Here is a 12,084-nt window from a genome sequence, read left to right as displayed (position 1 = left end):
CATCCCGAACTCAGCAGTGAAACGATGCATCGCCGATGGTAGTGTGGGGTTTCCCCATGTGAGAGTAGGTCATCGTCAAGATTAAATTCCAGAACCCCATTTGCGAAAGCAGATGGGGTTTTGTTTTAAGTGAAGGTCATACATTTTCGCTGGAACGTTACATCAGTAACGGATCGGCTACAGAATTTCTTGACGACCATAGAGTGCTGGAACCACCTGATCCCATCCCGAACTCAGCAGTGAAACGGTGCATCGCCGATGGTAGTGTGGGGTTTCCCCATGTGAGAGTAGGTCATCGTCAAGATTGAATTCCGAAACCCCAGTCTGCTTACGCAGACTGGGGTTTTGTCGTTTAAACCGCCGGCACTGAAACGCAGCAGGCCTAGGCTATGAGCGCATCACAGCTCCGGGCACATTCTTCATCGCACCATCAGCAAAGTCCTGTAAAAACTTTCTGAATCCCTCAGCGCTTATCGGGTTGGCATCTGTAGGCTCGGCAACGATGGTCCAAGTAGCGACGCAGCTTGCACGGCCTTTGGGGGCGACCGTCATCGCGGCCCAGAGCCTGCTGACACCTAGATTGTTGTAGATGGTCGTCCATGTCATAAACATCTCGTCGTCGTCACGAGAGTTGAGTTGCTCGACAACCCGCAGACCACCCTCCTTGAATTTCTTGTAACGTATCGACCCAGGACCTTCGCCAACCACTTCGATGCTTTCCAGTTGCGGTATGAAATGGGTGAAACCACCGAAATCGCCTACGATCTTCCAGACCTCACGCGCAGGTGCGTTGATCGAGATTGCAGAAACCACAGGTTCTCCTCCAGGATTGGTAATCAGCGTATCGGGCGAAAGGGAGCCAAGGGTGTTGAGCGGCTGAATAACGTTCATGTTGTTCTCCATAACTTAAGGGGGAGTTGCGTTGGGGTGTATCAGATGAAGGCAATCTCTTTCAGGTACTCGCAGCCTTTGCGCAGCAGTGCCGGGGTTTTCGAGGGGTAGCTTTCGCCCATCCGTTGAACACCCGCATGGGCGTTCTGGTAGGCGATCATTGATATGTCTCCGATGTCTTCCTCAAACCCATCGAGGTAAAAGCCGAGCACGCCGAATAAAGCGTTGCCGCTGTCCACGCGGTTCAATTGGGTTTGCCACTCACTGACGCTGACCATCTCGAAATCACTGCCCGCTTCACGGAACGCGCTGACGTAATTGCTCCAGCTCAACGGCTCCGGGTTGTGGAGGTTGAAGACTGCGTGTGCCGGCTGGTAACGACTGGCGTGAAAGCCAATGAATCGGGCGAGGAAGTCGACAGGCATCAAGTCGAAGGTCATGGAGAAATCCGGGACCTGGCCCAGTTGCATCGACCCCTTGAGCATCAGCATCAGGCGATTCTTGTGCGGCTGGCAGACACCGGTCGTGCTGTTGAAGGCGATATTGCCAGGCCGGTAGATGTTCACCCACGCGCCTCGATCACGGGCTTGCTGCAGGATCCGCTCGGCGACCCACTTGGAGAGGTTGTAGCCGTTCTTGATGTAGATTGGCGGAGTCTCGGCAGCAGGCGCTTCGAGGACGCGACCGTCAGTCCCGACGGCGCTTGAAGCAGAGAGCGTAGATACGAAGTTGAGCACCTTCTTGCTGCGCCCTTCACACAGCTTCAGGCATTCGAAAATCGGCTCGACGTTATCCTTGGCCAGCGTCTCGTAGTCCTGAACGTGGTTGACGTTGGCAGCGTTGTGCACCAGCGCGCCAAACTCGCGATCAAGCCGCTCATATACCTGGTTACTCAGCCCGAGCTGTGGCCGCGTGACGTCGGCGGCATAAACCCGTACGCGCGCCAGATCCAGATGATCGAGACGGTTTTCGCGCAGTGCCTGGATAAAGCGGTCTTGGGCCGTCATCCCTGCGCTTTCACGTACCAGACACGCAACCTCGGTTGCGCCCCATGCCAACAGCGCTTCGACGATGTGAACACCGAGAAAACCATTGGCGCCGGTGACGATGACTTTGTGTACGTCGCCCATGCGCTCCACAGGCAGTACCGGCAGCTCGAAGGGCGCCGAAGCATCCCGGAAGGCTTGCGGGCTGACGGTCCATGAGGTGGTGCCGTCGCTGTCGAGCAGCGACGCCAGATTGGTCAGCGTTGGCGCCTCAATGAAGCGGTTGATCGGAATGCTGCGGCCGAACCGTTCGCGAATCCCCAGCAGCATTTGCGACAGCAGGATCGAATGGCCACCCAGATTGAAGAAGCTCTCGTCAGTTGATATTTCGTCAGGCGGAAGCTCAAGCAGATCGGCCCAAAACGTAAGAAGAAGCCTCTCGTTTTCGGTGTCGGGCAAACGGCGTGGGGCTTGCTCCAGCAGGTTCACTGGCAGCTGCAACAGCGCCTTGCGATCGACCTTGCCGTTGCTGGCAAACGGCATGCTCGCCAACTCCGTGTAGGCGGTCGGCCGCATATAGTCGGGCAACAACCCTGCGACATGGTCCTTGAGCAAATGCCGGGCGGCGTCCGGCTCCACGCCGTGCGGTTGCGCGAGAAAAGCCAGGATGCGTCGCTGGTCGTCAATCACCACCGCGACTTGTCGGTACAGCTGGCTGTCGCGCAGGCAGTGCTCGATCTCCTCGGGCTCTACCCTGAATCCACGGATCTTCACCTGGTTGTCACGTCGCCCGGACAACTCGATGCCCGCGCTCGTCCATTTGCCGATGTCCCCGGTGCGATAGGCGCCCACGCTTTGGCCATCACCCAGCGCGACATTCACGTAGCGCTCATCGGTAAGTCCAGGATTGTTGATGTAACCGAGGCACACGCCTGGACCCACGATGTAGAGCTCGCCGGGTGTCTGGTCCGCGACGGGCTGCATATCCTCGTCGAGAATCAGAACTTGGCTGTTGGCGATCGGGCGACCCAGGTTGCGGTTGCTGCCGCCGGGTTGGAACCGGCCGGCGGTGATCAACACCGTGGCCTCGGTCGGGCCGTACAGGTTGTGGAAGTGACATTGCGCTGCCAGGCGCTCAATCACGTAGGGCTCGCAGACATCACCGCCGGTGCACAAGTGCTTGAGCTTCAGCGGTCGGTCAATCGGCAGGATGCTCAACAACGCTGGAGGCAGAAACGCGTGGCTGAGATTCTGATCCAGCAGCTCGAACAGTTGCAGCGGATCACGACGCTGATCGTCGTTCGCCACGATCAGTTCAGCGCCGCTGAGCAGGGTGGGGAATATGTCGATGACCGACGAATCGAAGCTCAGCGTCGAGAACTGCAGCACCCGGCTGTGTTCGGACAGCTCGACATAGTGGGCGTACCAGGCCGTGAAGTGGCTCAGGTTGCGCTGGCTGAGCATCACGCCTTTTGGGTGTCCGGTCGTGCCCGAGGTGTAGAGCGCCATGCACGGCGCGTCGGTCTCCGGGCGATAGCGCATCAGCGACTGCGCCGTCGGCACGATCTCGATGTGGCTGATATCCAGCCCCGGCACAGCAACCCCCGCCAGCGGGTGAGTCCCATCGTGCAACAGTAAACAGGCATGCGCGTTTTCGAGGATGTACTGCTGACGCTGGAGAGGCTGGCTGGGATCCAGCGGCAGATACACCGCTCCATTGCCCAGAATGGCAAGTATCCCGGCGAACAGCGCCGCAGATTTCGGCATACAAATGCCAATCACCACCGGTTCAACTGAAGCGCGCGGCAGCATGGCCTGAATCTGCGCCTGGATCGCGACGCCGTGTGCGCGGAGTTGGTCGTAGCTGATGCGCTCGCCGTCGATACTCAGCGCAGTGCGCCCTGCGAATTCGCTAAAGCTCCGATCCAGACGTGCGACCAGCGTCTCCTCGGCAACACGCAGCAACTCTGGCGCCGCAGTGAAGTTGAAGCAGTGCTCGAAGGCCAGTCGGTCCAGTCGTAGCACGCTTTCCTGGCGCTCCCCGTGCGGCGGATCGATGCGTTCGGCACGCGCGAAGTACTCCGTATCACGCGAGAACCGGCTGATCAGCAGCGCTACGTTGTCCACCAGCGTTGCGACCGCCGCGTCCCGCAACCCGCGGCCGTTGCCGGAAAGCGTGGCAGCCACGGCATGGCGTGCGATCAAGCGCTGCGCCGTAGCTGTCCCGAGCCAGCACACTATTTCCAGTTCAGGCAGTGCCCGCTCGCTCCCCGGTGTAAGTCCTACCCGGAGACCAAGATGCACGGCTGCCTTGAACGCGCCCCATTCTGCATGGGGCAGTTCCAGCGTGCCGTCCTCAATGATGATCGACGCGTCCTTAAGCGCTGTCAGCGTCAGCTCCAGCGCGGCCGCATCGCGCAGGAGGTGTATCGAATGCCCATGGGCGTCCAGTTCTGCACTTAGCTCACTCATCGCCCGGCTGTAACCGATGAGCACAATTTCCAGGCGCTTCATTGCAAGCCTCCGGCCGGCAGATAGTCGGCAAGGGCGTGCTGGACGCAGGGGGAGTCGAGCATCGAGCTGGAGGTGAAGAAACGCATGATGTTACCCACCAGCGGATGGTGGCGATTGATCGGGAAGCACATCGCCTGTGTTTCTTGCTTCAGCGCCTGCTTGATCGGCTCGGTGACCGGCAGGCTGTCGATCAGAACGAAGTCAAAAGACTTCTGGATGTCATTGGTCAAATACTGAGCAATGAACACGGGGAGGATCTGCGCGATCACTTCCTTGTCCTGTTGGGGCGCTGCGTGCCAGTAGATCCTGACCAGCCGCGACCAGAAGCCGGAGTGCCGTCCTTCATCAAGAAGGTGGTCGGCCATGAGGCCTTTGACGGACTGCTTCACCGTGTCGTCCTTGGCGAACGCGGCTACGTCGTTGGTCACGGTGTTCTCGGCAATCGCTACGCAGATAAGCTCGACCGCGCTGCGCAAGTGGTCTGGCGCCAATGCCAGTGCAGCGGGGATGGCTCTGCTGAGTTCGATTTCCTCCGGCAAAGGGATCGGCTGGATGCCGGTCAATGCGATGGTTTGCTGCATGAAGTCCATTGCCACCAGCGCGTGGTAATCCTCGTCGACGACCACGGTCATGGCGTCGTAGCGGCAAGCGAAGGGAAAGCGAATGGCGAAGTTGTCTTTGGCGATGCTTCGCGCGGTCTTGTCGACGATCTCGGTCTCGAAAATCACGACGTCGTTGATGAACTTGTACAGGCTCTGTACCAGCGCCAGATCGCGCAGATGAGCGCATTCGCGAGTGAACGTCTCGCTTAGCACCAGTGGCTGGCGGCTGAGCGGGTAGATCAGTTTTTCATCGTTTTCGACGATGCGGCGCGGGCGTGTCCGAATCGTCGCACGACCTTCCCAGGCATCAACGAATGACAAGTAGTCTTCGGCTTTCATGATGGCGTCCTTGTGTGGGTATCGAGTCGGTGGCGGAGGAGGGAGGGCTCATGCGCTGACTTCCCGCGCCGTTTCACGCAGGGTCAGTTGCACGGCGTCCCACAGCGCGATGCGGCTGTCGACTGCGGCGACGGCGGCGGCATAGGCCTCGTGCTGGTGCTGTTCATTGCCCGCGACTAGTCTGGTCAGCAACGATTCCGCAGCCGGGCCGTGGTCTTCGGAGTCCACCTCAATGTGGCGTTCCAGGTAGTAGCGAAAGGTCGGTGCCTTGTCGGCAGTGATGCCCCAGTCGTCAAGAATCCGCTGGAACATCTGTGGGATAACGCTTTCGCGACCGTGCAGGAACGCGGCAGCCACGCAATGCGCCGGCGCATTCAGCGCGATGTCGAGGGTGTCCCGGACGAAGTGTGTGGCCGCTCGGCCTGCGCCGACGCTATCGAGCGCGGTTTTGTAGTGAATGCCTTCGCGCAACAGTTCGACGAAATGCTCGATGCGCGCGGTGCTTGCGCCGATCTCGCGCATGGCATCCAGGTAGAGCTCGAAGTGGCTGTAATGATCGTGGCGTCCGGGGCGATCATCCGACTCCTCACCCAACACGATTTCGTTGATGAGCCGTGCTGCCTTCGGGTCTCGCGGCGGCAACCAGGGGAGTCGGGTGCAGGTCAGTTCCTGCTGCAGCCGTTTGGTCAGTGACATAAAGTCCCAGACCGCGAACACATGCACCTCCATGAACCGCTGCAGAGCGTGCAGTGAATCAATTTCGGAAAAAACAGGGTGCGCGCTTAGCACTGATTTCTTTGCGATAAGTTGCTGTTTTAACAGATCCATTTTTACTTCCTTGATGAGATTGAGTGCGTCACACACTCTTTTAATTACCGAAATTAGCGGTCGTCTTAAGTGCCCGTATAAGAGCGGCCGAAATGGACTCCCGTAACTATCGGGCAATAAGAGGCTGCGAACGTTACTTCATTAATGGTCAACAATCGTGCAGGATTTAATAAGGCATGCTCACGTGGTCTATGCCCTCGCTGACCAGCGTTTGTGGACGAATGGCCCATAAGCGTTGCCGGCCAGAAAACGTTAGAACAGTTTCAAATGGTTTCGCAAATACTTTTTAATATAATTAACGGCCTATATAAATCGTGCCCGAGCGTAGGCGATAAAACTTCTTGATTAAGTTTTATTAGGGCGAACGCAACCCTTCCGGCTCATTAATGCCAGAATTGAAATTAATGAACGAATACCTCGTTCAGCGTTGCGCTTTATCGGGCTAATACAGTTTTTTGAGATTTTTTGGTTTGGGCGACATTCGGGGTTTCACTTCAATGTCTCCGCCCAGGGCAATGCTCCTTTTGCCGCTCCATGAGAACTGCTTTCCCTGAACCGGCTGCAGACCGATTCGTCGTTCGAGTGTGCCTGAACACGGCGGTGCACCGCGTCAACGACGGCCAAGTTTCACGATAGGTGCATTAGCGACGGCCGAGTGTGGGACGGCCGGCTTTTAGTCGTAGGAGAGATCAGAAGGAGGGCGTGAGGAGTCGATGCAGAAGGAGAGGGCGGCGATGTTGCTTCAGCCGCCCAGCAAGCCGAGGTGCGTATTGATGATGTGCAGCAGGCGGTCGCGTTGCGAGCTGAGAAAGTCATGAGTGCCGCGGACTTCGATCAACTCGAACTCGCGACGCGTGAACTCTCGCCATTTCATCATGCTGGCGGCTGTAGCGACCGGATCATCGCTGCCGTACAGACCGGTCAACGGGATGTTTAGGCCCTCATCGGCGCAGTGCGACCAGATCTCCGACAGCTTTACGTCGCTGCGCACGACAGGCTCCAGCAGCTTCAGGCGTTTCTTATCCTGCGCGAACGTGTTCGGGAGCACGCCCAACTTGATAAGCGCTTGAATGAAGTCGTCTTGCGGCAGCGTGTGTAGATACGGCCAGGGTTGTCGGCTGTCAGGGCTGCGGCAGCCGGACACGAACAGATGGCGTGTCAGATTCGGGTAATGATTCTGCGCCAGCCTAGCCATTTCATAAGCGACCCGACCGCCGAAGCTATGGCCGTAAAACGCGTGGGGTTCGCTCAGATAGGGCTGCAAGGCGAAGAAGGTGTCTTGCAACAAGGGCGCCCACTGATCGTAGGCCGTTTCCTTGAGCCGACTGCCGTGACCGGGCAGGCGCAGCGTTACCAGCTCGATGTGATCGGCAAGTCCTTCGGACCAGTCACGAAAATGCTCAGGATCGCCTCCTACGTGAGGACAGCAAATCAGGCGTGTTCTGACGGGTTGTCCGGAATTGACGACCATCAGCCATTTGTTCTTTTCGGCTTGCACTCAGCTTCCCCGAGCCTTGATAAAGGCGTCATAACCGTGGAGCCGGGTCCTTCGGCGCATACGCCGTCATGAACGGCGTTCGTTGATCCCTTGTGCTTCTCGGCCGATTAGCCGGTAGCAAGCAAGGTCAAGATTGGATACAGCAGTGAATGTTACTGGGTGACGGCACGTTTTCGTGAGGCCGCTGCAGGTTTTGCCTCTTCCGCCTTACGGGCGCTCAAGTAGGCGTTGATGGCCTCAACACCCCGATTCAAGTGATGAGTCAGCGCCTCGATCGTGGCGTCCACGTCACCGGCACCGGCCATTTCCAGCAATTCGTAGTGGTCGTGCTGGGACACCTTGCCCAGGTTCATTTGCTTGAGATTGAAGCGCAGAAAACGCTCTTCCTCGTTCAAGCCGTCCTCGACCAGTTTGAGCAGGCGGGTGTTGTGCGCCCTGGAATACAGCGCCATGTGGAACTGGCGGTTGAGCGTGCCCATGATGCTGTAGTCGGTTTCGACCTCAAGCTGTTCGATGTACCCACGCGCAGTGCTGATGTCTTCGGCGGTCAGGAGCGGGATCGACTGGCGCAAGGCCTCGGACTCCAACAGGATGCGCAACGCATAGGCATCCGTAGCATCCTCGTTGATCAACGGGGCAACGACCGCACCTTTGTGGGTCTCGACGCGCAGCAACGATTGAGCTTCCAGCTGACGCAGCGCCTCGCGGACGGGCATGCGGCTGACACCGAAAAGCGTCGCCAGCTCTTGCTGGCGCAGTGCGATGCCTGCCGGGAGGCGTCCTTCAAGAATGGCGCTGCGCAGTTTTTCTTCGATGATTGCACGCGCCAGATGCGCAGGCGGCTGCTCATCACCCAGGGTTTCCCGCAGAAATTGCTCTTTCTCAGTCCTGCGCATGCTTGATCTTCTTCGGTTGACCAGTTATTGGATCCAATGAAACACTAGAGACCGCTGCTGTCCTTGTCAAACTTTGATACAAGTTTAGCAGGCGGTCTCGGCGCGGCATTCTACAAGGGATTGAGCGTACAGGTATTGCCATCAATCGGGGATTGAGAACGGGATGCCCGGCCTCGATGACGCAAGTCCTTCGCGGCAACCGAGGCTGGCTTCACAGTCAATCTGTGTCAGATATAACGGCCCGTCACGAAATGCTGCACATCATTGAAACCCGGCGTGGACGCATGCCCGGGTGTCACGAGGGAGTCGATGAACGCTTCGTCCTCGCCAGTGATGTTCACGCTGAGCGCTTTGGTGTAACTGTCCCATTGGTCCTCGGTGCGTGGCCCGACAATGGCAGAGGTCACGGCCTGATTGTTCAGCACCCAAGCGATCGCGAACTCCACCAGACCTACGCCTTTGGCCTGGGTATACGCCTGCAGTTTCTGGGCGATGTGCAACGACTCGCTGCGCCATTCGGTTTCCAGAATGCGCTTGTCCTGACGGCCGGCGCGGGTGCTGCTGTCCGGCGTAACGTCGGGGGCGTACTTGCCACTCAACACGCCGCGCGCCAGCGGGCTGTAGGGTACGACGCCCAAGCCGTAGAACTTCGCCGCAGTGATCTGCTCCAGCTCGGCCTGGCGATTGACGATGTTGTACAGCGGCTGGCTGATCACCGGTTTGTCGACGCCCAGACGCTGAGCGACGTTGACCACTTCAGCGATGCGCCAGCCGCGAAAGTTCGACACGCCCCAGTAACGGATCTTGCCCTCGCGAATCAGATCGCCAATGGCAGACACGGTCACTTCGAGTGGCGTGTTGTGGTCTTCCTTGTGCAGGTAATGAATGTCGATGTAATCGGTGTCGAGACGACGCAGGCTGGATTCGATTTCATTGAAGATGTGCTTGCGGTTCAGGCCGCTGGAGTTGGGTGCAGTGTTGCCCGAGCTGCTGCCGACTTTGGTGGCAAGGACCCACTCGCTGCGCCGTCTGGCGATGGCCTCGCCAACGATTTCCTCAGACCGGCCGGCGTTGTAGACGTTGGCTGTGTCGATGAAGTTGACGCCTTCATCCCAGGCCTTGTCGATGATGCGCAGGGATTCTTCGGTGTCGGTTTGCACGCCGAACATCATGGAGCCCAGTGTCAGCGTTGAAACCTGAAGGCCGGATTGGCCAAGGGTGCGGTATTTCATTGCTCGAATATCCTTTTCGTCGGAGAAGTGGAAATCAGGACAGTCTGGGACAGGCTTGCAAGGCGTCTCGTAAAGACCGATCAGACCGACAGCTCAAGGCCGGACATACTCACCTGTTTGGGCGGGTTTTGAAAAGTGACAAATTGACGGAGCCGCGTGTGGCGAGCGCGGGCTCAGAGCGCGATGTCTGCGTGAGCGAGCTTCGCGTGTCGTCCGGCCAGGAAGCACAATGTGCCGCCCATGGCCGTCAGGCACGCAAGGACATAAAACATGGTCGGCGCCGGGCTATTGATCAATAAGTAGCCGCAGATCACCGGGCTCAACGCTCCGCCGAAGGCCGCCAGATTCTGCGCACCCAAGTAGCTGCCGCGAAGGTGATCGGGCGCGATGGTGTCGACGAACAGGTATTCGGCGGGATAAATGATCATCTCGCCTAACGTGAAGACGAACATCGCAGCACACCAGGCCAGGGTCGTTTCGGCAAAACTGAAGCCGATGAGTCCGATCGCGAACAAGGCTGTCCCGAGGCATATCCAGTACGGCAGTTGCTCGCGCTTCAAGAAACGGCCGATCTGGTACTGCATCAGGATGACTGTTACCGCGTTGCACGCCAGCACGGCTGACAGGATTTTCAACGCCTGTTCCGCCGTATGCGTGACCAGCAGAAACTGCGACAGGTACAACGTATACCGGCCGTGCACGATGGTGCTGAGCAAGCTGCCGCCCGTGAACAGAATCAGTGTGCGGTCGTTTTTCAGCGTGATCAGGGTGTCGAGAAAGCTGCGCGGTGGGTGTTCGGTATCAGCGACTGTGCGCGGGACGCCAAGCATCAGAAAAAGGCTGCAGAACGCGATGGCGCTGGCGATGAAAAACGGCGCCAGCGGCAGGTGCCCGGCAATGACCACGCCGAGCATCGGGCCTGTGGCGTAGCCGATGTTGGTGAGGGTGTAGCGCAGCGAGAACACCTTCGCCCGCTGCCCGATGGGCAGGTTTTCGCTGATGATTGCTTTGGAGCCGATGAGAAACAGCGCCGACGCCGTCTCAGTGATCACCAGCGTGAGTGTCGTCAGGTAGACGTTGTGGGCGAAGGTCAGCAGCGAGAAGCCCACGGCACTGGACAGCATCGCCAGGATCAGCAATTTGCGCTTTTCCAGCCGGTCGATGATGTAACCACCGTACAGCCCCAGCAGCGTAGCGATGAACACCGCGATGCCCATCAGCAGCCCGACGTCTTGCTGGTTGAGTCCCAGTCTTGTGCTGAGGAACAATGACAGCAACGGGCTGGTCATCGCCCGGCTCATGACGATGGTCAGCGAGCAGATCATCAACCGGCGGATGACGAGGGAGTAAGTGGCCACTGGTGTTTTTCCGTCCTTGTTCAAGCCTCGGTACAAATCCTTTGCGGGAGCACCGATAAGGCGCTCCCACATGGGCGGCGTCCGCTGTCCGACCGTTTACTACTGACCTTGATTCATCCCGACCTTGGTCACCGCGCCCTGTTCCAGCTCCCACTTTTTGAGGATTTTGCCGTAGGTGCCGTCGTCGACCATGGCTTGCATCGCTTCGGCGATGGCCGCCGCCAGTTCAGGGTTGGACTTGCTGACGCCCAGGCCGGTGAACTGTTTCGAGATCGCCAGACCGAGCGGCTTGTACGTGTCCTTCTCCTGGGACATCAGGTACGGAATGGTTTCGCTGCCCTGCATCGCGGCGTCAAGCCGGCCCTGACGCAGTTGCGCGCGGGCATCGGCGGAGCCTTCGGAGCCACTGACGATGATCGCCGGCTTGCCTTTCGCTTCGCAGTTTTCCTTGCTCCACGCGGCGATTTCCGCAGGCCAGCTGGTACGGCGGCTGGTGCCGACTTTCTTGCCGCACAAATCGGCCGGCTCGTTCAGATCAGCGTTTTTGGTCAGCGTGTACAGCTGCGGGCCGCTGGCGAAGTAGTCAATGAACGTTACCGACTTCTGCCGCTCGGCCGTGTCAGTCATGCCCGACAGAATGATATCGAAGCGCTTGGTGACCAGGCCGCTGACCATCTGCTCGAAGGCGGTTTCCTGCCATTTGATCTTGACGCCAAGGCGCTCGGCCAGGGCGTTGCCGAGATCCACATCCAGGCCGGTCAGCATATTGGTGCTGGTGTCTTTGAAATCCATCGGCGGGTAGTTCGGCACGATGGCGGCGGTGATTTCGCCCTTGTCCTTGAGGCTGGCGGGCAGCGCGGCGAACACTGACGCGGACGCCATCAGGCCGGCGAGCAAACTGGGGATGAGGATCTTTTTCATGGTCGTTCTCGTTTGTTCT

General features: G+C 58.5%; 9 protein-coding genes and 2 rRNA genes. 2 read left to right on the top strand and 9 right to left on the bottom strand.

Features of this window, described 5'->3' with window-relative positions; translation table 11 throughout:
• Nucleotides 1-81: ribosomal RNA gene (gene rrf / locus QMX88_RS29825) — 5S ribosomal RNA — on the top strand; the annotation flags it as partial.
• A 107-nt stretch (nucleotides 82-188) separates the two neighbouring features.
• Nucleotides 189-304: ribosomal RNA gene (gene rrf / locus QMX88_RS20910) — 5S ribosomal RNA — on the top strand.
• A gap of 83 nt (nucleotides 305-387) precedes the next feature.
• Here rrf (QMX88_RS20910) and QMX88_RS20905 read toward each other — a convergent pair.
• From QMX88_RS20905 to QMX88_RS20865, 9 genes are all read right to left on the bottom strand, one after another.
• The gene (locus tag QMX88_RS20905; RefSeq protein WP_282372129.1) at nucleotides 388-891 is read right to left on the bottom strand and encodes an SRPBCC family protein; all 504 of its coding nucleotides are present in this window, start codon (nucleotides 889-891) and stop codon (nucleotides 388-390) included.
• Nucleotides 892-932: 41 nt separating this feature from the next.
• Nucleotides 933-4,391, bottom strand: a complete 3,459-nt coding sequence (locus QMX88_RS20900; protein WP_282372128.1) for a non-ribosomal peptide synthetase — start codon at nucleotides 4,389-4,391, stop codon at nucleotides 933-935.
• A complete protein-coding gene (locus QMX88_RS20895) occupies nucleotides 4,388-5,332 on the bottom strand; it encodes a diiron oxygenase (RefSeq protein WP_282372127.1) in 945 nt (314 codons plus the stop codon). Before QMX88_RS20895 ends, QMX88_RS20900 begins: the two co-directional genes overlap by 4 nt.
• A gap of 48 nt (nucleotides 5,333-5,380) precedes the next feature.
• On the bottom strand, nucleotides 5,381-6,160 hold the full coding sequence (locus QMX88_RS20890; RefSeq protein ID WP_282372125.1) for a DUF3050 domain-containing protein: 780 nt from the start codon (nucleotides 6,158-6,160) through the stop codon (nucleotides 5,381-5,383).
• 742 nt (nucleotides 6,161-6,902) lie between these two features.
• Entirely contained in the window at nucleotides 6,903-7,658 is a 756-nt protein-coding gene (locus QMX88_RS20885; protein WP_282372124.1) for a thioesterase II family protein, read from the bottom strand.
• Between the two features lie 152 nt (nucleotides 7,659-7,810).
• Nucleotides 7,811-8,554, bottom strand: a complete 744-nt coding sequence (locus QMX88_RS20880; RefSeq protein WP_282372123.1) for a GntR family transcriptional regulator — start codon at nucleotides 8,552-8,554, stop codon at nucleotides 7,811-7,813.
• Nucleotides 8,555-8,781: 227 nt separating this feature from the next.
• Nucleotides 8,782-9,786 carry an aldo/keto reductase gene (locus QMX88_RS20875; protein WP_282372122.1) on the bottom strand — a complete coding sequence of 335 codons (1,005 nt, stop codon included), beginning with the start codon at nucleotides 9,784-9,786 and terminating at the stop codon, nucleotides 8,782-8,784.
• 173 nt (nucleotides 9,787-9,959) lie between these two features.
• The gene (locus QMX88_RS20870; RefSeq protein ID WP_282372121.1) at nucleotides 9,960-11,144 is read right to left on the bottom strand and encodes an MFS transporter; all 1,185 of its coding nucleotides are present in this window, start codon (nucleotides 11,142-11,144) and stop codon (nucleotides 9,960-9,962) included.
• Nucleotides 11,145-11,243: 99 nt separating this feature from the next.
• On the bottom strand, nucleotides 11,244-12,065 hold the full coding sequence (locus QMX88_RS20865) for an ABC transporter substrate-binding protein (RefSeq protein ID WP_282372120.1): 822 nt from the start codon (nucleotides 12,063-12,065) through the stop codon (nucleotides 11,244-11,246).
• Between the last annotated feature and the right edge of the window lie 19 nt (nucleotides 12,066-12,084).

Source organism: Pseudomonas sp. PS02290 (assembly GCF_029960075.1).
Classification (GTDB): domain Bacteria; phylum Pseudomonadota; class Gammaproteobacteria; order Pseudomonadales; family Pseudomonadaceae; genus Aquipseudomonas.
The sequence above is the reverse complement of the archived record's forward strand: the minus strand, read 5'-3'. Positions and strand labels throughout refer to the sequence as shown.